The sequence below is a fragment of the Pontibacillus chungwhensis BH030062 genome (genome assembly GCF_000770675.1).
Lineage (GTDB): Bacteria > Bacillota > Bacilli > Bacillales > BH030062 > Pontibacillus > Pontibacillus chungwhensis.
The window spans coordinates 547,037-570,676 of record NZ_AVBG01000001.1; the positions used below are offsets into that span (position 1 = coordinate 547,037).

21 protein-coding genes, 1 riboswitch and 1 other annotated feature are annotated in these 23,640 nt (G+C 40.2%); of the genes, 6 read left to right on the forward strand and 15 right to left on the reverse strand.

Going from position 1 to position 23,640, the window contains the following annotated elements; all coding sequences use genetic code 11:
- Positions 1 to 56 precede the first annotated feature (56 nt).
- Positions 57 to 1,196 (forward strand): conserved virulence factor C family protein, encoded by a 1,140-nt coding sequence (locus N780_RS02775; RefSeq protein WP_036779717.1) that lies wholly within the window; start codon positions 57 to 59, stop codon positions 1,194 to 1,196.
- A 21-nt stretch (positions 1,197 to 1,217) separates the two neighbouring features.
- Positions 1,218 to 1,646, forward strand: coding sequence for a BrxA/BrxB family bacilliredoxin (locus N780_RS02780; RefSeq protein WP_036779719.1), 429 nt, complete (start codon positions 1,218 to 1,220; stop codon positions 1,644 to 1,646).
- Positions 1,647 to 1,661: 15 nt separating this feature from the next.
- Here the strand turns inward: N780_RS02780 and N780_RS02785 are convergent, their stop codons facing one another.
- Positions 1,662 to 2,027, reverse strand: coding sequence for a hypothetical protein (locus tag N780_RS02785; RefSeq protein WP_036779721.1), 366 nt, complete (start codon positions 2,025 to 2,027; stop codon positions 1,662 to 1,664).
- Between the two features lie 190 nt (positions 2,028 to 2,217).
- Positions 2,218 to 3,345: an HAD family hydrolase gene (locus N780_RS02790; protein WP_036779724.1), complete on the reverse strand. Its 1,128-nt coding sequence runs from the start codon at positions 3,343 to 3,345 to the stop codon at positions 2,218 to 2,220.
- 152 nt (positions 3,346 to 3,497) lie between these two features.
- Here N780_RS02790 and N780_RS02795 point away from each other — a divergent pair, with 152 nt between their 5' ends.
- The 4 genes from N780_RS02795 (at position 3,498) to N780_RS02815 (ending at position 7,548) form a co-directional block, all read left to right on the forward strand.
- Positions 3,498 to 3,713: a YuzF family protein gene (locus N780_RS02795; RefSeq protein WP_036779726.1), complete on the forward strand. Its 216-nt coding sequence runs from the start codon at positions 3,498 to 3,500 to the stop codon at positions 3,711 to 3,713.
- Between the two features lie 21 nt (positions 3,714 to 3,734).
- Positions 3,735 to 4,625, forward strand: coding sequence for a manganese catalase family protein (locus N780_RS02800; RefSeq protein WP_036779729.1), 891 nt, complete (start codon positions 3,735 to 3,737; stop codon positions 4,623 to 4,625).
- 108 nt (positions 4,626 to 4,733) lie between these two features.
- A riboswitch (SAM riboswitch) is annotated at positions 4,734 to 4,845 on the forward strand.
- Between the two features lie 112 nt (positions 4,846 to 4,957).
- Complete coding sequence (locus tag N780_RS02805) at positions 4,958 to 6,643, forward strand: O-acetylhomoserine aminocarboxypropyltransferase/cysteine synthase family protein (protein WP_036779731.1); 1,686 nt, start codon at positions 4,958 to 4,960, stop codon at positions 6,641 to 6,643.
- A 464-nt stretch (positions 6,644 to 7,107) separates the two neighbouring features.
- Positions 7,108 to 7,548 carry a hypothetical protein gene (locus N780_RS02815; protein WP_156969060.1) on the forward strand — a complete coding sequence of 147 codons (441 nt, stop codon included), beginning with the start codon at positions 7,108 to 7,110 and terminating at the stop codon, positions 7,546 to 7,548.
- 43 nt (positions 7,549 to 7,591) lie between these two features.
- Here N780_RS02815 and N780_RS02820 read toward each other — a convergent pair whose 3' ends face one another.
- The 13 genes from N780_RS02820 to N780_RS02880 all read right to left on the reverse strand — a co-directional run bounded on the left by N780_RS02820 (position 7,592) and on the right by N780_RS02880 (position 23,399).
- Positions 7,592 to 8,812, reverse strand: a complete 1,221-nt coding sequence (locus N780_RS02820; protein ID WP_036779739.1) for an MFS transporter — start codon at positions 8,810 to 8,812, stop codon at positions 7,592 to 7,594.
- 95 nt (positions 8,813 to 8,907) lie between these two features.
- Positions 8,908 to 9,156, reverse strand: a binding site (T-box leader).
- A gap of 110 nt (positions 9,157 to 9,266) precedes the next feature.
- On the reverse strand, positions 9,267 to 11,543 hold the full coding sequence (locus N780_RS02825) for an ABC transporter permease (protein WP_036779743.1): 2,277 nt from the start codon (positions 11,541 to 11,543) through the stop codon (positions 9,267 to 9,269).
- On the reverse strand, positions 11,540 to 12,241 hold the full coding sequence (locus N780_RS02830) for an ABC transporter ATP-binding protein (protein WP_036779745.1): 702 nt from the start codon (positions 12,239 to 12,241) through the stop codon (positions 11,540 to 11,542). Before N780_RS02830 ends, N780_RS02825 begins: the two co-directional genes overlap by 4 nt.
- 250 nt (positions 12,242 to 12,491) lie before the next feature.
- Entirely contained in the window at positions 12,492 to 13,763 is a 1,272-nt protein-coding gene (locus N780_RS02835; RefSeq protein ID WP_036779747.1) for a DNA polymerase IV, read from the reverse strand.
- Positions 13,764 to 13,982: 219 nt separating this feature from the next.
- The gene (locus N780_RS02840) at positions 13,983 to 14,210 is read right to left on the reverse strand and encodes a hypothetical protein (RefSeq protein WP_036779749.1); all 228 of its coding nucleotides are present in this window, start codon (positions 14,208 to 14,210) and stop codon (positions 13,983 to 13,985) included.
- A 24-nt stretch (positions 14,211 to 14,234) separates the two neighbouring features.
- On the reverse strand, positions 14,235 to 14,813 hold the full coding sequence (locus N780_RS02845; RefSeq protein ID WP_036779752.1) for a hypothetical protein: 579 nt from the start codon (positions 14,811 to 14,813) through the stop codon (positions 14,235 to 14,237).
- Between the two features lie 269 nt (positions 14,814 to 15,082).
- Complete coding sequence (locus tag N780_RS02850) at positions 15,083 to 15,592, reverse strand: hypothetical protein (protein WP_036779755.1); 510 nt, start codon at positions 15,590 to 15,592, stop codon at positions 15,083 to 15,085.
- Between the two features lie 179 nt (positions 15,593 to 15,771).
- The gene (locus N780_RS02855) at positions 15,772 to 16,977 is read right to left on the reverse strand and encodes an MFS transporter (RefSeq protein WP_036779758.1); all 1,206 of its coding nucleotides are present in this window, start codon (positions 16,975 to 16,977) and stop codon (positions 15,772 to 15,774) included.
- A gap of 347 nt (positions 16,978 to 17,324) precedes the next feature.
- Positions 17,325 to 17,933, reverse strand: a complete 609-nt coding sequence (locus N780_RS02860) for a spore coat protein (RefSeq protein ID WP_036779760.1) — start codon at positions 17,931 to 17,933, stop codon at positions 17,325 to 17,327.
- A gap of 205 nt (positions 17,934 to 18,138) precedes the next feature.
- Entirely contained in the window at positions 18,139 to 19,266 is a 1,128-nt protein-coding gene (locus N780_RS02865) for a M20/M25/M40 family metallo-hydrolase (RefSeq protein WP_036779762.1), read from the reverse strand.
- Positions 19,267 to 19,354: 88 nt separating this feature from the next.
- Positions 19,355 to 20,902 carry an acyl-CoA carboxylase subunit beta gene (locus N780_RS02870; protein ID WP_036779764.1) on the reverse strand — a complete coding sequence of 516 codons (1,548 nt, stop codon included), beginning with the start codon at positions 20,900 to 20,902 and terminating at the stop codon, positions 19,355 to 19,357.
- A complete protein-coding gene (gene mce / locus N780_RS02875; protein WP_036779766.1) occupies positions 20,902 to 21,729 on the reverse strand; it encodes a methylmalonyl-CoA epimerase in 828 nt (275 codons plus the stop codon). Before mce ends, N780_RS02870 begins: the two co-directional genes overlap by 1 nt.
- Positions 21,730 to 21,749: 20 nt before the next feature.
- Positions 21,750 to 23,399, reverse strand: a complete 1,650-nt coding sequence (locus tag N780_RS02880) for an acyl-CoA mutase large subunit family protein (protein ID WP_036779769.1) — start codon at positions 23,397 to 23,399, stop codon at positions 21,750 to 21,752.
- Between the last annotated feature and the right edge of the window lie 241 nt (positions 23,400 to 23,640).

The window sequence follows — 23,640 nt, forward strand, 5'->3', positions numbered from 1 at the left end:
CCTTGGCTGTGTTTGTTAAAATCAACAAAGAGTATACGAGTAAGGGGGACATCAAAATGAATATTGTGTCAATTGAACCGACACCAAGCCCCAATTCAATGAAGATTAACTTGAATGAACAATTAGCTGACGGAGAATCGAGAAACTATAAAAGAAACGATGATCCATCAGATGCGCCGGATTACATTCAACAACTATTTGCAATTGAAGGGGTAAAAAGTCTATATCATGTTTCAGACTTTATTGCACTAGATCGAAATCCTAAGCACGCTTGGGAACATATACTACCTGCAGTACGTTCTGTATTTGGCTCAGTCGAACAACCTATGGAAGAGACTGATGAAAGAGCACCAGATACAGAGGCATTTGGAGAAGTAAACGTTTATATACAAATGTTTCGTGGAATTCCAATGCAGATTAAGCTTGAAGAAGGCGATAACGAGCAACGAGTAGGACTTCCAGAGAGATTTATGAACGCAGCCATGAAGGCTTCTCCTGCCTCACCTAATATGGTTATGGAACGAAAATGGGTTGAACAAAATCCTCGTTACGGTGACCCTGAAGAAGTTGGACAAGAGATCACTGAGGAGATTTCAGCCAGCTACGATGAGGATCGGCTAGCGTCATTAGTAGAACAGGCTTTTGAAGATGGCGCAGGTGAAGTTCAAACGGGTCACGAAGAAGCGAAACAAGTAACGCTTGAAACGTTAGATGAGTCAGATTGGAAAGTGCGCTATGCTGCACTCGACCGTATGAATCCAACGTATAATGACCTCCCTGTATTAGATAAAGCGCTAGACGATGAGAAGGCTTCTATTCGCCGCCTTGCAACTGCTTATTTAGGAATGATTGAAGAACCTGAAGTACTTCCTTATCTTTACAAAGCTTTAAAAGATAAATCTGTAACCGTTCGTCGTACAGCTGGAGATTGTTTATCTGATTTAGGATTCAAGGAAGCCATGCCTGAGATGATCGCTTCATTATCGGATAAAAATAAGCTTGTACGCTGGAGAGCAGCTATGTTTTTATACGAGCTTGGTGATGAATCAGCTATCCCCGCTTTACAAGAAGCCATTCAAGATTCAGAATTTGAAGTACGCATGCAAGCTAAAATGGCACTTCGCCGCATTGAAGGCGGAGAAGAAGCAAAAGGTTCTGTATGGCACCAAATGACTCAGGCAAGAAAAGAACAGTAAGATTCTAAGGAGGAATATAAAATGAACGCATATGAAGAATATATGAAACAAGTAGCTCAACCGATGCGCGATGAACTAACAGGCGCGGGTTTCACAGAACTCACAACTCCTGAAGAGGTAGATGCTTTCGTTAGCGAAATGGAAGGCACGGCCCTTGTCGTTGTTAATTCCGTATGTGGCTGCGCAGCAGGATTAGCTCGACCTTCTGCGAAAGAATCACTTAATCACACAAAACGTCCTGATCACATTGTAACTGTTTTCGCGGGACAAGACCGAGAAGCTACAAATCGTATGAGAGAGTATTTGGAAGGCTATGAACCATCCTCCCCTTCTATGGCTGTTATGAAAAAAGGCCAAGTCGTTCACTTTATCCCTCGCGAAGAGATTGAGGACCATGAAGTAGAAGAGATTGTAGCAAACTTAACCAACGCATACGATCAATTTTGTTAAAAAAAGAGGGTGCATCTATTGAGATGCACCCTCTTTCTTTTGGCGACGATTTTCAACAAGCCTCAATCCCTTCGTCAATGTGGAGTGCTCCCTATCCACTTTCAACATAAGGATCAAATATGCCGTAAAACTAGTAATACTAAGAGCAAACGCTATGCGAACGGTGTAGTATAAACCTGCAGCGGGCTTGTCTAGTTCTATAATTTGCGACGCAAATAGGCTAGTTAAGGCTGCTATAGCTCCGCACAATACTGTTAGACACAAGAGAGTACTAGTCGGCCACCACCAACGTTCATTCACAAACAATTCCCGTATACCGAATGCGCTACTTACCATGACCACGATAAAGCTAGCCAATGTCCATAAGAATAACTCTAGCATACAATCCCCTCCGCTACTATTCTATGAACACCTTCTCTTCTCTATGACCTACAATAAACAACCTTGTTCCATCAACTCAGCACCCGTTAACAAGTTAAAGTATTAAACGGTGCCAGACACCCACTGTTTCGCTAAAGCACTAAAGGGTGTCTGGCACGCATCATTGCACTAATTTGTTAAAGCATTTGGATTATAAAGCTTCGTAAAGGTCTTTTATATTGTCTATGATGTTATGCTGGTTATTTTGTTCGAACTCCTGTCTTGCTTTTTGACCTGATAGTCCGGTTAAGACAGCTACAAAATGACAGCCAAGGCTTTGCGCGGCTAGTCCATCTGCCAACGAATCTCCAACAATTACAACTGAATCTTTCTCTTCTTCAGTAAACGTATACTCCAGTGCTTCTTCAATACTTGAACGCTCTAACCAAGCAAACATATACGTAAATGGATTTGGTTTCGCTAGCGGGGCTTTGTCTCCGTACCTATGCTCGGCTTCTAACACATCAGATGCAGTCGCCATACGATTACGATCAAAGTAAGAAAGAATACCAAGCTTTTCAAGAGGCTCAACTGTTTCAAGAGCTGGTCGGCCTGTCCCAATACCAAGTGTATAGCCCTCTTCTTTAAGCTTCGTAAATAGTTCATCAAGTTCTTCCATTGTAGCTAGTGGGGTTTCGATATGGACAAACCCTTCTTTTCCTTTTTGATAAGCCGGGCGCCCAATGGATTTTTCTGTTAAACCTTCTCCTACATACCACTCTTGGAAGGTCTCTCTACCAAGTTCCCAAAGCTGACTATTGCGAGTAAATGCCATTGTCTCAATCCCTGTCATTTCATAAGCAATATGATTCAAATGCGTGAGTAACTCAACACGCATTGCTTCTGCCTCTTTCATAACTGGAACAAACGTTTTATAGTCTGGTTCTATACCAGCCTTATAAAGCTCTCCCCCAATTTCTTGGAGTGTCTCGCGATTTAACGTCTTCTCTTGAAGGACTTTCTTTACATACGACTCGTTTGCCTCACTTAACTTTGACAGCAAACGAATGAGTTGGAAAGAAAATGTTAAGTAAACCATGTCCCAGTTCGCGTTAATCCCTTTTGATTTAATAAGATACAAAACTTCATCATCCTGAAAAACTTCTGCCCGAAGCTCTCCTACTTCACTCTCTGTCACATTTGTATGGAACCGATCTGATTGAAGGCCTAAATAATTCTCACTATGTATAAGCTCCCACACCGTCAAGGCTGAAGCATCGAAATACCTGTGCTCACTCAATAAAACACCATCAACATCAAACAGAATTGTTTTTCCCAATTGGCTCACCTACTCTTCTTAGAATTATGTCCTATTGTAGCAAGGTAAAGCACAAAAGAACAGACTAAGCTTTCTTACTCTAACTATTGGTGATAGGACAACCCTAAACAGGCATAAGGTGATGAAGAGATGATCACAAAGGAGAGAAGCATATGGATAACTCCTCATACTTACAATCATTTTATGACCCTTATGTTTACCAAACCCTTCAATCTGTAACGGGCAATCAGGTTACCGTGCAAACCACACAAGGCTCTGTACGAGGGAAGCTGACAAACGTACTTCCAGACCATATCGTAGTAGAAATGAATAATACCCCGTTTTTCATTCGAACTCAGCAAATCGTTTGGGTATTCCCCTCTTCCTAAACTGAAAAAGGAGGCGTTCTTTTGTTTAAACGAGAGAATCGTATATTAGTAGAACTACCAATTCCAGAGCATGGTGATCCGAACGCGATGGCTGCTGTGCAAGAATTATTAGGTGGTAAGTTCGGTGAGATGTCAACACTTAATAACTATATGTTCCAATCCTTTAACTTCCGTGGAAAGAAAAAGTTAAAGCCTTTTTACGATTTAGTTGCAAGCATCACTGCTGAGGAGATGGGGCATGTAGAATTAGTGACAACATCAATTAACTTGCTCTCTAAAGATAATACGTTCCCAGGCCCGCCTGACATTACACCCCTGCAAGCTGGCAAAGATGCTCGTAACACGTATCAGTTTATCTCAACGGCCCAAACAGCGTTAGTCGGAGATTCAATGGGCAACGCATGGTCAGGGGATAATGTATTTAACAGCGGGAATCTAGTGTTAGACCTCTTACACAACTTCTTCTTAGAACTTGGAGCTCGCACTCACAAAATGAGAGTCTATGAGATGACTGATCATCCTACAGCTAGAGAAATGATTGGTTATTTACTAGTCCGTGGAGGGGTTCACGTCGTTGCTTATGCAAAAGCGTTAGAGATCGCAACAGGTGTAGATGTTACTAAAATGCTTCCCGTTCCAAACCTTGATAACTCCAAATTCGATTACGCAAAAAAATATGAAGAACAAGGTTTAGATAATATTTTATACACCTTTAGTGATACGGATTACAAAGATGTCAAACAAATATGGAAAGGACAAAATCCTGAAACAGGCGCCCCATTAAAAGTCATTGAAGGTTCGCCTAAAGGAGCACCTGTTCCTGACCTGGATGATATTCCAGAACAATTTGCTCCTGGAGTGGATGCAGATGATTATAGACGGATCGCTAAACGCTTAATGGAAAATATGTAAATACAACTAAAAGTCAAAATATATAAAATAATCTGAATATATATTGACGGTTCTCATCATTTTGTTTTATAATTCTTAACAAGCTCTTACGATGAAAGACAAAAAAATATCTTATCTAGAGTGGCGGAGGGACTAGGCCCTGCGAAGCCCGGCAACCTTCAAGCAACGTGTGCTTGAGTGGTGCTACATCCTACAGGTCTGTGGATCTGGAAGATAAGATGAGGACTGTTACATACACCCTCTTCTTATGAAGGGGGTTTTTTATATACCCTCTCCCCCTAACCTGTACGGCAATTTTTCCTAGACATTCATTTAACCAAGGAGGAATTGTTATGACTCATCAATCCCAATCATATCAAAAGGAAACGCTTAGTTTACACGGAGGACAGCAACCTGACCCCACAACAGGTTCACGCGCTGTACCCATTTATCAAACCACTTCATATGTCTTTAATGATACAGACCATGCTCAGAATTTATTCTCACTAGCAGAACCAGGCAACATCTACACACGCCTTGGTAACCCAACGGTTGATGTCTTCGAACAACGTGTTGCCCTTTTAGAAGATGGGGTGGCTGCAGTAGCAACATCATCCGGCATGTCGGCTATTACACTAGCGATTTTGAATATCGCAAGTGCAGGTGATGAAATTGTCGCATCCACTAACTTGTATGGTGGGACTTACAACTTGTTTGCCGTAACGCTCCCTAAGTACGGAATCCATGTTACATTTGTCGATAGTACAAATCCTGAACAATTCCGCGATGCCATCACACCAAAGACAAAGGCAATCTTTGCTGAAGTAATCGGTAACCCTAGTCTACATGTGCTAGATATAGAGTCTGTAGCTGATATCGCACATGAATACCACATCCCCCTAATAGTGGATAGCACTTTCGCCACGCCTATCCTTTGTAAACCTCTTTCATATGGAGCGGATATTGTCGTTCACTCTGCTACGAAATGGATTGGAGGTCACGGAACTTCTATTGGTGGAGTTGTCGTTGATGGTGGTCGATTTGACTGGAATCATGAGAACTTCCCTGGCTTTACTGAACCAGATGCTAGTTATCACGGTCTCAGATACGGCCTTGATGTTGGAGCAGCAGGATTCGCTGTTAAATTAAGAGTTCAATTACTAAGAGATATTGGCGCCTGCTTAAGTCCACATAATGCCTTTCATCTCCTACAAGGACTTGAGACATTGCATTTGCGTATCAAACGTCATGTTGAAAATGCCAAAGAAATCGCCACTTATCTTGAGAACCACCCTGGTGTTGAATGGGTCTCCTACCCTGGCCTTTCTTCACATCCATCATACCCTCTTTCACAGAAGTACTTAGGTGAGGGAGCAGGATCAATGATTGTTTTCGGTATTAAAGGTGGTCGTGAGGAAGGAAGAAATGTAATTGACCATATCACTCTTTGGTCTCATGTAGCGAACGTGGGAGATGCAAAGTCCCTCATCATCCATCCCGCTTCGACGACTCACCAGCAGTTGAATCACGAAGATCTATTGAAAACAGGGGTAACAGAAGATTTAATTCGGTTGTCAGTTGGACTCGAATCAGCACAGGACCTAATTCAAGACCTAGAGCATGCGATTCAGAAGGCAACAGGCTTTTCGAATTTGAAACCATCAGCCAAGTCTCCCTCTATTCATCTGCAATCAAGTTTATACAGGGATAAAACAACTATAAGACCTAAGACACTTGCCATTATAGGAAGTCAGTTTTCTGAAGATGAACTTTCTAAATTGTCTCGTTTAGGTTTTAGAGTGACCGAAGCTGGTATTCAAGATGCAGATATTGTCTATGTGACAGAAAAGCCAGGGAGTCCTATAGAATTAGGGTCGAAAACTAAGCTAGTTGCCTATCACGAAGGCACGTTAAGCGGAAGACAAGGTGATGTCGTCATAAAAGAACATCAAGTAGACTTACTTCAAACGAATAATTTATATCAAGAAGCCATTAAAATTCGTACCTCAAGCGTAAAAGAAGAGCCAGCAAAAGTATAACGAGGAACACAAACCTTTTTTTGAGCAGTCGTTTAAAAAAGACCAACAAAAGGATACGATTCCCCTCCTAAACTAACGATGATCAGTGAGCTTATTTCTGGATAATAAATTCAGCACTCCTCGACCAAAGTTCAGCAGTCCCATAAAATGAAAGTAAAGCTCAAAGTTTCTATAACTTTGAGCTTTTTAGAGTAGTTATCACCAACCACTTTTGCTGGCGTGGAAGTAAGATCTATAAACTCTTGATTAAAAGCCAAACCCTTAGCCTGAACTTGACTCCTTCTTTCAAATTCCCTAAGCTTAAAATTACGCATAATCTCTTCAAGCTTTGGTATCCATATTCCCATTCCAAGGCTCAGCGCCACAATAAGGGACAGATAATAATGTATAATAGAACCGATTTTCATATAAATGAGATGGGTGTTCTTAATGAAAACGATTTATCCCCCTGCTAGTGGGGGGATATGAATCATCAGATTGGAGTCTTTTCTATGAACACGAAATGGCTAGGAGCTTTTATCATTCTTACTGTTCTTCTCTCGTCGTGCTCAACAGTTCAAACGTCAGATGAACCGATTACCATTCAAAACTTTTCCTATCATGTAACAAACGAGAACGAGGAGAAGATTACATTTACAATTAATTTAGAAATTCAAAATCAAACCAAAAACGAACGCTTTGTAAGTCTCATGTATCCAAGTTATATCACCCGTAACAAAGAAGGTACACAGCCTCCTTTAAGTATCGCAGCTGAGCAAGTAACTTATTTAACTAGAAGTATAACGGTTAAAAAGTCAGGTGAATTAACAGATCAGACCATCCAGCGAATTATTGACGAAGAAATTCCTTTAGTCGATGGAATTACGATTGGTAAGCGATATGAATTACCATCTTCATCTAAATAGAGGCTCTCTGTTAAGAGAGCCTCCTTTGCATAGTGGCATTCGTTTACTTGAGCGATGCAACTTTTTGAATTAGAGAAGCACCAAGGAGAATAACAACCACTCCAAACATACATTGGGTCGCAACCGTTACAGATTCTTGTATTGAAATCATTTCAGCTGCAACCCCTATACCAATAGTTGCTACTATTGCAAGGAACGCCTCAACCCAACCATACATACTTGAAACTCGTCCAAGCATAAAGGTTGGGACCGATTGTTGTACAAAAGTGTTAAATCCAGTTTGAACAAAAGCCATAAAGTAGGAAAGTAAAAAGAAACCTACTGCAGCTTGAACAAAAATAGTCGAATATCCATAGATTACATATCCACAAGCTACAAGAATAGCTCCTCCCCAAATCATGAAGCGGTTATCAAAGCGATTAGCCAATATGATAATAGTTAATGAACCACACACATACCCCGCCCCCGCTACACTTACCAGAAATCCATATTCCTTATCTGATAGATATAATACATGTTTCGAAAAAGCCGCTTCTAAAGAGTCAATAGCAGTAGCCCCAATCATTAACAAACCAACTAAAGAGTATGTCACCATTATTCGTCGAGAATTTTTCGTAAAGTGCCATACGGCTTTCAAGTCTTTTAGAAATAAGCTTATGGAAATCATTTCTGATCCCCCTATTTCATGTTCAAAGACCTTCATGCGGGGGAGCTTTAATACGAGGAGAGCAGCTATAATGAAGGATAAGCCATTTATTGCAATAACACCATTTAAACTGCTTACCATGAATAATAAACCCGCAATAGCAGGACCTAATACAAAACCACCTGAATCAAACAGACTCCTCCAAGCATTAAAACGCTTCCTCTTCTCCACTGGTACAAGTTTTGTCATATAAGATAAAGTTGTTGGTTCACTTATGGCACTCGCCATATACATGAATAGGACAAGACCATAGATCAACGGTATGTTCGTTGTTGTTGCAATAATGAGGACAAGCGCCCCTCTAAAGAGGTCTAATCCTATCATAGCGTTTCGCTGATCGACTCGATCAACGAGGCTACCCGCCCATATGTTAGTTACTATCATAGCAGCAGGCCTTAATAAATATAGAATAGTTACGGCAAAAGGAGATCCCGTCTTATTCAATATCATTAAATTTAAAGCAATCAGGAAAATCCAGTCTCCAATTGTAGAAATCGCAAGCGCTCCTAACAAAAGTACAGAAGCAAACCGCTGTTTGTCATTCTTTACACGATTCATTCCATTTCCCTCCTACAGCAAGATTAGTTGTGATTCAGGAAAAATGAATCTGGATAGAATTCAACATAAAAACCCACCCCCAAGATCCGTTTCATCTTGGGGGCGGGTCATTTCCGCGGTGCCACCCCAGTTTATTAATATGTCACCATATTAACCTTCTCAGGTACGGCAGTATATGCTTATACCCTAGCTCTGTAACAGGAGCTCCTGGCACATGATCCCACAACTTGTTCCCATGTGCAGCTCAGAGGCTTGCTTCAGTCAAACGCTTCTACCCTCTTTCCACCAACCGAGAGCTCTCTGTAAGAAACAATTTGGCCTACTCTTCTCTTCATAGCTTTATTATAATTCAGATAAAAGTAACATAATTATACAAACATGTAAAATCCAATACATTACTTTAAAAGACTAAAGGGTCTCTGGCACCCTTTATCTGGCTAAAGCATATTTAACTCTAGTCTTGTTGTTTCTTTAATGCTTCTTGGAGGGATACGTTTTTCAGTTTTCTTCTAGAGAAGAAAACTGAGACGTAATACGTTAATAGGATAATCACAAGACTCACGAGAATCATCAGCCAGTTCAACTGAACAGGCATGGCAAACCCAGTCTGTTCAACGATTGAATTCATAAGCTGATCAATGCTTAGAATCCCAATAGGAACAGATAAAATGAATCCTAGAAGTACGATTGGTGTATAAACGTTAATAATCAACCTTGAAATTTCTTTGTCATTGTACCCCATGACTTTAAATAGAGAAATAGAAGGCGAATTCTCTTCTACAATTAAATTCGTAATAAGGGTTAAGACAATAACCCCAATTAAGAATGCGAAACCTGCTATCCCAAATACAGAATAACGTGTTAAAGAAGACGTTGATTCAAAGTTCTCAATAATATCTTGTTTATCCTCTATAAATAGCACATCTTCTGAGTATTCAGGCAAAGCTTCTGTCCACTTGGCTGTATATACCCCTTTTGGATAGCCAAGAAATTCGTTGATTTCTTCTCGCTCACTATAAATAGAGAAGCCGATAAAAACCTTAGCTATACCTGTAACTTCTTTTTTAATCGTCTTATTATTGTACGCATTTTTAAGAGTGATTGTATCCCCTTTTGAAAGACCAAGCGCACTTGCAAAAGGTTCACTTACTACCACCCCATTTTTAAGTGTTGAATTAAGCAGTTTTCCATCTACGTTTTGAAGCTGAATGTGTTCGGTCTCTGGTTCTATTCCGTAAATCATAGACTGCTGCTCAATAGTTTTGGCCTTTTCTCCATTTATTCTGGTGATCTCTGCCTCAGCTACTGTAAAGGGGCTTTCCCCTTGATCTGTGTCTGCTTGTTGTAAGCTTTTGTAATGAGCAGCGTAATTATAAGTCATGATATCTTTATAGGTTGAATTTACAATTCCGTCCATTCCTTTGTACATCGTGGCTCCAAAGATCAACAGAATACTAGAAAACATGACTCCTAAGAGTATATAAAACGCCCTTGCTTTGCTTCTAGCTAACAGTCGAATACGAAATCGAGAAATAAAGCTCCCTTTATTCATAATCGGAAATCGTTCTAACAACGACTTCTTCCCTTTAGATGTATCCTTCGGTCGTAATAAATCTAGCGGAGACTGTTGCAAAGGTTTCCTGATAACAAAGTACGTCATGATAAGCAAAATAACATTTGGCACGAAGAAGCCAATTACAAGTACTTTAGGATCCCAATCAAAGTAGGAAATGCTAGGTAAGTTGAAGTAATTAGAATAAAGATCCGTAATGGGAATCGATAAACCAGCACCAGCTGCCACCCCTAAAAAGGACCCAATGAGGCCAATGATTGTCGCATACGTCATATAATACTTGGTCAGTTCTCTATTACGATATCCTAAAGCTTTCATGGTACCAATTTCTTTACGCTGCATTTCTAAGCGTCGTTTCATTATCATAAGCACCATCAAAACCGATAATGCTAATATGAATAGCGGTAGTGTTGTAATCATCGTCTCTGAACTTTCAATCTCTGATTCTACGAATTGAATACGAGGATTCTCTTCCTGGTTCATCCACTTTAATAAAGAATAGTTTTCCGTAACAGCTGATTTAAAGGTATTACTCTCTTCGTCTGAAGTTCCGTGTCCTAAGATTTGAGCTACTGTTTTATCTGTAATAGATTGAAGTGTATTTTCGGCTGTCATTCCAATCCCAAACGTATTCGGATCACTCAAAAGATCACTTTCCCGTTCAAGAACATAAATATAATCTGGAATATACATAAAGCCTGTTACTTGTAATGTTCGATTATTTATATCGATTTCATCTCCGACAGCGATGTTATGAGCTTTTGCAAAGACTGGAGATAGAGCGACTTCACCTGCCTCTTCAGGCAGTTTCCCTTTCGAGGCATAAGGGATATTAATCTCGGTTGTTTTTGAGAATAACCTAAGAGTTGTATCGCTATCCTTGTAAGAAACATCTCCGTAAAGTCGTTCTTCTAAGGAAAGATTATATTCCTTTTCCCATTTTTCAAGCTGATCTGAAGAAAGTTTATTAGCTAAAATCATATGAAAATCTTCTTGCATGAATTCTTCCTTAAATTGATCATTTCGGTTATCCAAAGTTGAGATCCCCATCGACATGGACACATAAAGCATAATGGATAACATTAAAAGAATGATTACTCCAAAATACTGAAACTTCTTTTCTTTAAATTGACGAAGAATGCTTTTTCTAAGGATCATACCCATTTCACCTTCTCTGGATCAACTGGTTTCTCATTATAATAGTGCTCAATAATTTCACCGCTCTTCATTCTAACTACTTTGTGAGCCATCTCTCCGATACCGTTGTTATGAGTAATAATACAGACGGTTGTTCCATACGCCTCATTTACATATTTTAAAAGACTAAGGATTTTCTTTCCTGTCTCTTCATCTAATGCCCCTGTTGGTTCATCACACAGAAGAACACGAGGATTTTTTATAAGGGCTCGCGCGATTGCAACGCGCTGTTGTTCTCCCCCACTTAATTGATAGGGGAACTTATCCTTTTTGTCCCACATGCCAACCTTCTCTAACGTATCTTTCATCTTTAGAGGATTTTGACTTAACTCTCTTCCTACTTCTACGTTTTCTTCAACTGTTAATGTTGGCATTAGATTGTACTGTTGAAAGATAAAACCTAGGGTGTGCCTTCTGTATTCTGTTAGTTCCTTATCTTTCATTTTCGTTAATTTATTATCATGAACTGTAATTTCCCCTTCATCATGACGGTCAATGCCACCAATTACATTGAGCAATGTAGATTTACCAGAACCTGATGGTCCGAGAATAGCCACAATTTGTTTGTCAGCAATTTCAATAGATGTATTCTTTAACGCATGAACAGTTACTTCACCACTTTGATAAATCTTATTCACATTTGATAGCACGATACTCATATAATCATCTCCAATTTAAAATTTGAAATATATATATAAAATCATTTCATTTCTACTCCTGAATTCATCTTACCTTAGTATATGAAAGAAGACAATATTTTTTGAACTAAATAATCCGTTTCACTTCAAAACCTTTATCCCTTTACCTATATAAAGTAAGAAAGCGTGCCAGACACCCTTTAATTGATTAAAGGGTGTCTGGCACGCTTTCTTACTGCGCATCACTAAAAAAACAAACTAGCGATGTGAGCTAGTTTGTTCCTTTGTCAGTTCGGTTTATTTTTTTGAAGTCATCAAGAAAGTCCTTTTGAAAGCTCGTTGTTGGGGTTGCCTTTGGTTTATCTTTTAATTTCTTAAAAGGATTGGTGCCATATTTATCAGTAAGTTCTCCGATAGCAGAATACAATTTTTCATTTTTCGCTTCGTGCTCATATGTGAATAAGTCAAGTTGCATGGTCGCATCTTGCTTTTCACTGAGGTCTTGTGCTGTGACTCCCATAAGCCTGATAGGCTCTCCGTTCCAATGATCTTCCCAAAGCTTCATTGCATATTGATAGATCTCTTCCACTTTGCTTATATATTCAGGTAATTGCTTACTCCTTGTTATCGTCTTTCGATCATGATAGCGAATCATTAACTGAATATTTCTTGAAACGACTTCTTTATTCTCCATCCGGTCCGCTACTTTTTGTGATAACTGCCGCAGTAATTTCGTAATCTCATTATCATCCGTTGTGTCATGGGGCAATGTTTGAGAGTTTCCAATGCTTTTGAACTCACTCACTGCATCTGGATCAACTAGACGATCGTCAATTCCATTCGCACGATTTTGTAGTCGTTCTCCGTTAATACCGAGCTTCGCTTTTAAAGCATAAACATCGGCTTTTGCCAGGTCTTCAATTGTTTCGATATGGCTGGCATTTAATTTCTCAGCTGTTTTCTCTCCGACACCGTACATCTCCCGAACGGGCATTGGCCACAATTTACTAGGAATATCACGCTTCCTTAGTACAGTTATTCCCATTGGCTTTTTCATATCCGAAGCCATCTTGGCAAGGAACTTGTTTGGAGCAATCCCTATTGAACAAGGAAGTTCAAGCTGTTCCATAACGGAATCTTGAATCCACTTTGCAATCTCTGGAGGGGTGCCCTGATCAGCACAATCTGTTATATCCATATACCCCTCATCAATCGAAACAGGCTGTACAAGAGGCGTGACCTGGGAAAGAATAGAGAACATTTCCCTTGATGCTTTTCGATAACGTTCAAAATTAGGACGCATAACAATCATATTGGGACAAAGTCGTCTTGCTTGCCACAAAGGCATCGTCGTCTTCACACCTTTATCCCTGGCTTCGTAACTTGCGGTAACTACAATCCCCTTTCGTTCCTCAGGGTTTCCTGCAATTGCAAGAGGTTTCCCCTTTAATTCAGGATTGTACGCCATCTCAACAGAAGCATAAAAACTATTCATATCCACATGAAAAATGACTCTTCCTTTCTTCGGATACCACTTCGACAAAACCAGAACACCTCCTCTCTAACGAACATTCGTTCTATGGTTATTGTAACATATATACCTCTCTTACGCTTTCCCATCAATTCACGGTTTAACACAGTAAAGAATGAACGCGTGCCAGACCCCCTTTACTACCGTAAAGGGGGTCTGGCACGCGTCATCTTAGTAAAGCGATGAAGCAGAAAAAAACCCTTCCAACTATAGGGAGTTTGGTTCTTCTCTCTACAGGTTGGAAGGATTTTCTTCCCCTTCGTTTGAACAAGCAGCTTGATTTTCTTTATTTACACAAGAACCTAGCGAATTCGCTGTTCTTGTGGCTGCTCGATTGTAAATCATATCAAACTTACTTTTCGCAAGCCTGCGCTTCGCAATGGATTCAAAAGGATTTTGAAGTACCTTTAAATATGATTCCAGTTGCTCTCTCTCTTCTTGAGTTAATCGGACTTTCATAACAAACCTCTTTCCGTGGAGTATTTATGGTTCCTTTGTTGCCGCAATTTCATCGGAAGAGTCTTTCTTACGGTACACATGTGGACTTCGATCCTCTTCTGAACAGGCTAATTTTTGTTCATAATCAATACAAGCATTTTCAAGAGATTCTTTTTGATACTTTTGAATGTACGATAACCCTGCATAACCTGCAAGTAACGACGTCACAATAATGGAAAGCTGATTTTCAGTCCCTGTCAACGTCACAGTACTCTTTGCAATAATACCAGCGCCGACTCCAATGATTAAATCTCCTATTACGCCTAGCTCAAATAAGATTGGATCTGTATTCTTATTATCTCCGTACCGAATTCCTACTAAAAATAAAAGGAAACTAATACAAGCATTCGCAATCGTCACAACAAGCATAAGCCACTTGATCAATCCCCGATGGGAAGAACGGTTCCACTCCTCAAACCCCTTGAACTTAAAATCAATACTAACAATCGGTAGTAAAATACAAGCATTTCTCTTATAATGACCAATCAAAGCCCCCACTAAGCTTACTAAAATCGCCAACTTAAAGATGTCCCACAGCTCGACTAGTGAATAAACCTGATCCATATCATCACCCTTCTCTATAGTGTTAACCTAATAATACTATTATTGTTAGAATTTTCAATCATTTTTAGAACAATTGAATATATAGCATTATAGGTTGTCACATTTCAATAGGTCAAAAGACTATTTTAAATGCGAACGCATGTACCTTTAGACATAGCCTATATACCCCCTTTAGTTATATCGGCTTATTTCCAATAATAGCAAAAAGAAGAGCACCGATTAACAGTGCTCCCCTTTCGCTAGTGTAAGCTAATTATGTTTCGACACCTTTACCATATGGCAGAGGCTAATTCTTGCCTGTATACCACAACAATGGAAAACAAAATGATACCTAGGCCACCCCAAATCGAAGCTTTATTCTTCTCATACCATCCTGTGAGAATAGTTCGAATCCCCATCAAAAAGAATAAGCCTGTTAAAGCTGCTTTCGATTTGAATTCGGTATACATATAATCTTCAGGTGCCTTTTGGCCATTAATGATTACCGTTCCGCGATCTAGAGAAAGAAACACAATAAAACAAACCGCCTGCAAGATCGTTATGATCGGAAAAATGATGCCGTGGGTCACTCCTTTTTCTTGCAGATACTTATGTACATTAGATTTGACCTTTTTAGAACTAAAGTATGCGATGAGTAAGCTTAAGAACAATAAAGGCACTCCGTACCACAAAGCATGACTCAATGAGATGTTTTTAAGAACCCAAATCATGATTCCCAAACCAAGAAAATAAAGAGCGATATACAGATAATTAGGACTACGACGTTTTTCTTGAACCATTAGTACCTCCCCCCTGACCTCATATTATCCTGAAACTGGAACCATATGCAATAAAATACACCCTGACTCATCACAAAAATCAGGGTGTATCTTTAAGCCCTTACTTCTGTGAGGCTGGAAGTGAGGATCTACTCTTTTATAAATAGCGAGTTCATATAACCTCCCCATTTCTGGAAACGTTAATCTACTTTATGTTCCATTGATCGAAGAACAGCTGTTAATAGAATGGCTCCTACTACCATGACCGCACCGACCCATGGAGTGTGCTCAAGGCCGATAGAGTCTACAACTAACCCACCAACGAAAGAACCGATCGCAATACCAACGTTAAAGGCTGCAATGTTTAACGCCGAGGCAACGTTGACAGCAGATGGTACATATTTTTCAGCTAGGTTCACAACAAGGATTTGCAGAGCAGGAACGTTCATGAATGCAAACAGACCCATAAAGAAAATTGTAATTAAACCAAGCACTTTAAATGGCGCTGTTACCGTTAAAATGAATAATATAATAGCTTGGAATACGAACATCCAAAACAGAGCTTTAAGTGGGTTTTTGTTAGATGCTTTACCACCAATAGTGTTACCTATTGCGACTGCAAGTCCGTAAAGTACTAAGATTATGCTTACCCAACTTGCGCTGAATCCTGTGATATCTTCTAAAATCGGAGATAGATACGTAAAGGCTACGAACGTCCCTCCATACCCTAGGCCTGTAATAACAAAAGCTAAGATCAATTTTCCATTAGTTAATATCTTAAGCTGTTCACTAAATTTAGCTGGTGGTGCTTCTTTAAGGTCTTTTGGAACTAATATGGCACTAGAAATAACACCAATTAGACCAAGTAAAGCTACACCCCAGAATGTTGCTCTCCAACCAAAGGCTTGTCCAATAAATGTCCCAAGTGGAACGCCTGTTACAGTTGCAACTGTAAGTCCTGTAAACATAAAGGCAATCGCACTGGCCCGCTTATGGTGGGGAACTAAATCGGCAGCAATCGTTGCGCCAATAGAAAAGAATATTCCGTGTGAGAAAGCCGTAATAAAGCGAACTATAAATAAGACTGTAAAACTCGTTGATAATGCAGCTACTGAGTTACCCACTATAAACAAAACCATTAAAGACATGAGAAGCGTTTTCCTATTCATGTTCGAGGTTAATGCGGTAAGAACCGGCGCCCCAATTGAAACACCTATTGCATAACCTGAGATCAATAAACCTGCCAGCGTAATCGATATTGATAAATCATCAGCAATCGATGAGAGAAGTCCTACAGGAACAAATTCTGTTGTTCCAATACCAAATGCACTAATCGCTAGCGCTAAGAGCGCCAGAGTGCCTCCTTTATTTTGAGTTTGATTTGCAGTTTGTGCGTTAGAACTCATGAAAGAGATCCTCCTTTAAAATGTTTTCAACTAAAAGGTAAGGCGCCATTACCTTTCGAGCGTAAATCACATTATGCAATGTACTTCTTCATTACGGAAGTACGTACTTTAAAGTACGGTAGGCACTAAAAAGTAACAGTCTTTAACCATTGTTAACGACTAGCCTATTGGCTCACCACCTTTGCAACAATTGCTATTATGCCGTTTAAGGTATAAAGAAAAAAGTACGTACTTTCTTGTAGCATAGATACCCAGCGGTAACGTTTAAGAACTGCCAAGGGTTAAGAGCAATAAATTTTTTTAGTAACAAAAAAAAGACCACCTACATGGTGATCCTTTCTTACTCGTTATTGCATAGGTTGTTGATTTGTTTGGGCATAGCTTTGTAGCATCTGGTTCATATCTTGAGGAGCTAATTGAGGTACTTGATAATAGCCATGCTTGTTCTGATATAAGAATATTTCATAAGACATTTCGATCAAATTCGGTACGCTATCTGCAATAACTCGTCTCAGTACGGGATTTGTCATTTCCAACGCGGTCATGGAGAATAAAGAAGCCAGTGACTTTGTCTGCCCTAACATGTAAGCAGATAGCCCCTTATCCGATAGTTCTTGTACGGATTGATTTGGCTTTTTAGGCTGTCCAGGCTTTAATCCGTAAACGGTTGTATGATCCTCTTCCATTTTATAAACTTGAGTTGAAACCGATGGCTTATTCCCTGTACTGAAGCTCTCGACGATTGTATTATACATGGTCTCGATAAATGTATATTGGCGATTTAGAATGTCCTTCAACTTTTGATCTTGAATGTGTTGCTCATACATTTGGTATTGATCCATTAAGCTAATAACTGAAGCAATGATTTCATGCGCGTCAAAAAGTTCATGACCTCCATGATTTGTAGATGGAGCGTTTGTTTTCGAATTATCATTTGAATTTGGCTGTTGTTGCATGATACCCCTCCTATAAATTAAGTCAATGGATAGTGTTCACTTATAGAAAAGGTTCTATGTAAAAGACGAAAGTGAAAGTACCCTGTTCATAACGCAAGTGAATCGCTATGTTCGTAACAGTTTCAATAAGTTGAAACAATAATAGAGTAGCTTTTTTCCAAACAACAAAAAGGGCTTCTATCCTTAGAGATAGAAGCCCTGTAAATTAATTATTCGCCGTCTCTTGCACAATCGCTGCTACAATTTCAGCTGTTTTCTCCAATTCATCAAGAGGCATACGTTCATTCGTCGTATGAATCTCTTCATACCCTACGCAAAGGTTGACCGTAGGAATTCCATGCCCTGCAATAATATTCGCATCACTTCCTCCACCACTAGTCAGAAGTTCAGTAGGACGTCCAATTGCCTTCGCTGCACGACGAGCAACCTCTACAACTTCTTCTCCTTCGCTATGCTTAAAGCCTGGGTACATAACTTCTGTTTCGATATCAACACTGCCACCCATTTCATCGGCCGTTTCTTCTAGAGCTTTCTTCATCTTCTCTACTTGCGCTTCCATTTTTTCCGGCACAAGAGAACGTGCTTCTGCTAAGATCTCAACGTGGTCGCACACAATATTCGTCTTCTGACCACCTTCAAAACGTCCAATATTAGCAGTCGTTTCTTCATCAATACGTCCTAGTGGCATTTTAGAAACAGCACGTGCTGCAAGGGTGATGGCAGAGATTCCTTTTTCAGGCGCAACTCCGGCGTGAGCTGTTTTCCCCTTCACCACGGCATTTAGCTTCGCTTGCGTTGGCGCAGCTACTACGATATTACCGACTTTCCCGTCACTATCAAGAGCGTAACCGTATTTCGCCGTTAAATGCTCAGGCTTTAGCGCTTTAGCTCCAACTAGACCAGATTCTTCTCCGACTGTGATAATAAATTGAATATCGCCATGTGCTACTTCATTTTCCTTAAGGGTTTTAATCGCTTCAAAAATGGCAGCTAGGCCTGTTTTATCATCCGCTCCAAGAATCGTGGTCCCGTCAGTAACAACATACCCATCTTTAATAGTTGGTTTTACGCCGTTGCCTGGAACAACTGTATCCATATGGGAAGTGAAATATATAGTGTCAACGCCTTCTTTATTCCCTTTAAGCGTACATATTAAGTTTCCTGCTCCATGACCCGTTACTTCTTTCGCATTATCTTCAAATACTTCGACACCAAGGTCTGTAAACTTGGTTTTTAATACTTCGTTTATTTTCGCTTCGTCTCCGGTTTCAGAGTCGATTTGTACCAGTTCCAGAAATTCTTCAATCAAACGATCGCGATTCACTGTAAGCATGTTTGTTGCCTCCTTCAATTATGTAAAAAAGAGATGACTCTCTATTAGTACGTTAGCGAAAGCCATCTCAAGTGTCAAACGATGTTTATTATAATGGAATATTTCCGTGCTTTTTCTTCGGACGATCTTCTTGTTTATTCTTTAGCATATCAAGGGCTTGGATAAGTGAGATTCGAGTTTCTCTTGGATCAATAACATCATCCACCATACCTAGTCCGGCTGCTACATAAGGATTCGCAAACTTCTCCCGATACTCATCGATTTTAGCTTGGCGTGTTTCTTCAGGATTCTCGCTTCCTTTAATGTCTTTAGCAAAAATAATATTCGCTGCTCCTTCTGGCCCCATGACCGCTATTTCGGCATTTGGCCATGCATAGACGAGGTCAGCACCAATTGATTTACTATTCAATGCAACATACGCACCACCATATGCTTTACGGGTAATGACCGTGATTTTAGGAACCGTTGCCTCTGAGTATGCATATAAAATTTTGGCGCCATGTCTAATAATGCCCCCGTGTTCTTGTTTGACACCAGGGAAAAATCCAGTCACATCCTCAAAGGTAATGAGAGGGATATTAAACGAATCACAAAAACGTATAAATCTTGAGGCCTTATCAGAAGAATCGATATCAAGCCCTCCAGCCATGACTTTGGGCTGGTTACATACAAGACCCACCGTTTTTCCTTTTATACGAGCAAACCCAACAACGATGTTCTTGGCAAAGTCAGGATGAATTTCAAAGAAAGAGTCCTCATCCACTACTTCATTGAGTATTGTCCGAACGTCGTATGGCCTTATTGGATCAAACGGTATTAAATCCGTTAAGTTAGAACGATAGTGATCCTCGTCATCCATTTCAATTTGGCGTGGCTTCTCATTATTATTAGCAGGAAGGTAATCAATTAAGGATCGAACTTGATCTAACGCTTCTTCTTCAGTCTTTGCTTTCAAGTGCGCGTTCCCACTTTTACTATTATGTACATGCGCACCACCAAGGTCCTCAGAAGAGATTTGCTCGCCTGTTACGGTCTCAATTACTTTAGGTCCTGTAATAAACATTTGCGAGGTTTCTTCTACCATAATAACGAAATCTGTAATAGCGGGAGAGTACACAGCTCCTCCTGCACAAGGTCCCATTATGACAGATATTTGAGGAATGACACCGGAATAGATCGAGTTTCTGTAGAAAACTTGACCATACCCATCTAGAGATGTGACTCCTTCTTGTATACGAGCTCCGCCTGAATCATTTAAGCCGATGAAAGGGACACCATTCTTTACAGCTAAGTCCATAGCCGCTGCTATTTTCTTAGCGTGCATTTCTCCTAAAGCACCCCCAAAAACGGTAAAATCCTGGGCAAATAAATATACATCATTCCCTTTAATCTTACCGAACCCTGTTACAACGCCTTCCCCAGGAGCATCCTTCCCTCCCATGCCAAAGTCAGTACCGCGATGTTCAATAAAAGGATTCAACTCTACAAAGCTTCCTTCATCAAGTAAGTAATCAATACGCTCACGAGCTGTCATTTTACCCTTATCGCGTTGCTTTTGGATTCGTTCGTCTCCCCCTCCCATCTCAACAGCACGTCGTTTATCATACAATTCGTTGATCTTATCATAGATATCCATTAAGACTTTTCACCTCCGTGTTGGCATAACTCATATAACACACCATGAGATGCTTTAGGGTGCAGGAACGCAACATCTGCATTATGGGCTCCTTTTTTTGGCTCTTCATTTAATAAAGGAACGCCGTCTTCTCTATAATTTTTCAAACGGTCTTTAATATCTGAAACTTCAAAAGCAATATGGTGGATCCCTTCTCCCTTCTTCTCTATAAACTTGTGGATAGGAGAATCTTCATTAAGAGGCTCTAATAGTTCGATTTGGGTTTCGCCAATTGGCAAAAACGCCACCTTTACTCCCTCACTTTGCACATCTTCCACATGCTTCAAAGATAGACCTAACGTATCTGTGTAGAAAGGAAGCGCTTGTTCGATATGATGAACCGCGATTCCTATATGAGCAATTTTCTCAGGAGGCTTCACGCTTTCTGACTTGTCCGGATCCACAAGGCGCCTAATGTACTTCGCTACCTCATCTGTTGAGCTTCCTGGCGTAAAAATCTTCTTAATACCTTTCTCCTCTAAATATGGAATATCTTCAGGTGGAATAACACCACCTCCAAAGACAGGGATGTCCGCGGCATTATATTTCTTTAGTGTATCGACAATTTTAGGAAAAAGTGATCTATGGGCTCCTGATAAAGAAGATAACCCGACTATATCCACATCTTCTTGTATGGCGGCTTGTGCAATTTGGTCAGGTGACTGACGAAGTCCTGTATAAATTACTTCCATGCCATGGTCTCGTAATGCTTGGGATATAACGAGCGCTCCACGATCATGCCCATCAAGTCCAGGTTTTGCAATAAGTACGCGAATTTTCCGATTCATAACCTTTCCCCCTATCGAGTTTAGCGTGCAATATACTCTCCAAATTCCCTTCTCAATGTATGACAGATCTCACCTACAGTTGCATAGGCTTTCACGGCCTCTAAAATATGTGGCATTAGATTATCCGTCTGATCTTGAGCGGCTTCTTTAATTCGATTGAGCGCTTGTTCAACTCTAGCCTGATCACGATTGTTTCGGATGCTTTCTGTTTTCTGAACTTGTGCCTTTTCTAATGCTTCATCAACACGTAATAATTCTGGATTCACTTCTTCGTCAATTTTATACTGGTTCATACCAACGATGACTTCTTCACCACTCTCTATTTTCTTCTGCGTTTCATATGCCGCATGGTGAATTTCTCGCTGCATGTATCCTTCTTCAACAGCTTGAACGGCACCCCCCATGTCTCTAATCTGTTCTAAGTACTGATTGACTTGTTCTTCAATCTTGTCAGTCAGTTCCTCTACATAATAAGAACCAGCTAGCGGGTCAACCGTATCTGCAACGCCGCTTTCATTCGCTATGATCTGTTGAGTCCTTAATGCAATCCGTGCAGACTCTTCAGTCGGTAAGGCCAATGCTTCATCCCGTGAGTTTGTGTGTAAACTCTGAGTTCCTCCCATTACTGCAGACAGAGCTTGTAGAGCGACACGAACAATGTTGTTATCAGGCTGTTGAGCTGTAAGGGTAGATCCACCTGTTTGAGTGTGGAACCTGAGCTTCCAGCTTTTTGGATCTTCTGCTTTATAGTGTTCTTTCATAATCTTTGCCCACACCCGACGAGCTGCTCTAAATTTAGCTGCTTCTTCAAAAAATTGATTATGTGCGTTAAAGAAGAACGCAAGACGTGGTGCAAATTGGTCTACTTTTAAGCCTGATTCAATTGCTGCATCTACATAAGCCAGTCCATTTGCAATCGTAAAAGCTACCTCTTGTACAGCAGTAGAACCCGCTTCCCGAATGTGGTATCCAGATATACTAATTGTATTAAACTTAGGCAAATACTCCTGGCAGTAACCAAAGATATCTGTAATAATACGCATGGATGGTTTAGGAGGAAAAATATATGTACCTCTAGCAATGTATTCTTTTAAGATATCGTTTTGAATCGTGCCTGTTAATTTCTCCTTTGAAACACCTTGCTTTTCACCAACCGCAATATACATACACAATAAAACTGATGCTGGCGCATTTATGGTCATGGATGTACTTACTTTATCAAGCGGGATTTGGTCAAATAGCGTTTCCATATCAGCTAAACTATCGATGGCCACTCCTACTTTTCCCACTTCCCCTTCTGCCATCGGATCATCAGAGTCATATCCGATTTGAGTTGGCAAGTCGAATGCCACTGATAAGCCCGTCTGTCCTTGGTCTAGTAAGTAACGGAATCGCTCGTTCGTTTCCTGAGCAGACCCGAAACCCGCATACTGACGCATCGTCCAGAAACGACTTCTGTACATCGTAGGTTGAATACCTCGAGTATATGGATATTGCCCGGGAAACCCTATATTTTCGACATATTTCTCATTTATTTCACCGCTGTATAAACGATCGATTCCAATATGGGAACTCGTTTCAAACGAATCCTTACGCTCTGGAAATCGTTCAATCGCCTTTTTGGCCTGCTCTTCCCATTTTTTTTTATGTTCATTATAGGTTGAACCCATACGAACGCCCCCTTTATCAAAATCTTGTCATTTTGAATACTATTCGATAAACACCAAGAAAACCCTTTCAATTTTTCGACAATTTCATTGTATCATGAAAAATGGGGGAAAATGAATGATTACTCATTATCTTTCTTAATATCTACCTAGCCTCTAGGCTCATTGCTTTTTATTATTTGTTCCATATAAGCTCCCTTATGTGGAAGACTTGAAGATGAGATGTTTAAGCCGGAAAGGACCG

Coding starts and splice junctions, on each gene's coding strand:
- N780_RS02775 (WP_036779717.1), top strand. CDS start 57: ATGAATATTGTGTCAATTGAACCGACACCAAGCCCCAATTCAATGAAG.
- N780_RS02780 (WP_036779719.1), top strand. CDS start 1,218: ATGAACGCATATGAAGAATATATGAAACAAGTAGCTCAACCGATGCGC.
- N780_RS02785 (WP_036779721.1), bottom strand. CDS start 2,027: ATGCTAGAGTTATTCTTATGGACATTGGCTAGCTTTATCGTGGTCATG.
- N780_RS02795 (WP_036779726.1), top strand. CDS start 3,498: ATGGATAACTCCTCATACTTACAATCATTTTATGACCCTTATGTTTAC.
- N780_RS02805 (WP_036779731.1), top strand. CDS start 4,958: ATGACTCATCAATCCCAATCATATCAAAAGGAAACGCTTAGTTTACAC.
- N780_RS02815 (WP_156969060.1), top strand. CDS start 7,108: ATGAATCATCAGATTGGAGTCTTTTCTATGAACACGAAATGGCTAGGA.
- N780_RS02820 (WP_036779739.1), bottom strand. CDS start 8,812: ATGAATCGTGTAAAGAATGACAAACAGCGGTTTGCTTCTGTACTTTTG.
- N780_RS02825 (WP_036779743.1), bottom strand. CDS start 11,543: ATGATCCTTAGAAAAAGCATTCTTCGTCAATTTAAAGAAAAGAAGTTT.
- N780_RS02830 (WP_036779745.1), bottom strand. CDS start 12,241: ATGAGTATCGTGCTATCAAATGTGAATAAGATTTATCAAAGTGGTGAA.
- N780_RS02840 (WP_036779749.1), bottom strand. CDS start 14,210: ATGAAAGTCCGATTAACTCAAGAAGAGAGAGAGCAACTGGAATCATAT.
- N780_RS02845 (WP_036779752.1), bottom strand. CDS start 14,813: ATGGATCAGGTTTATTCACTAGTCGAGCTGTGGGACATCTTTAAGTTG.
- N780_RS02850 (WP_036779755.1), bottom strand. CDS start 15,592: ATGGTTCAAGAAAAACGTCGTAGTCCTAATTATCTGTATATCGCTCTT.
- N780_RS02855 (WP_036779758.1), bottom strand. CDS start 16,977: ATGAGTTCTAACGCACAAACTGCAAATCAAACTCAAAATAAAGGAGGC.
- N780_RS02860 (WP_036779760.1), bottom strand. CDS start 17,933: ATGCAACAACAGCCAAATTCAAATGATAATTCGAAAACAAACGCTCCA.
- N780_RS02865 (WP_036779762.1), bottom strand. CDS start 19,266: ATGCTTACAGTGAATCGCGATCGTTTGATTGAAGAATTTCTGGAACTG.
- N780_RS02870 (WP_036779764.1), bottom strand. CDS start 20,902: ATGGATATCTATGATAAGATCAACGAATTGTATGATAAACGACGTGCT.
- mce (WP_036779766.1), bottom strand. CDS start 21,729: ATGAATCGGAAAATTCGCGTACTTATTGCAAAACCTGGACTTGATGGG.
- N780_RS02880 (WP_036779769.1), bottom strand. CDS start 23,399: ATGGGTTCAACCTATAATGAACATAAAAAAAAATGGGAAGAGCAGGCC.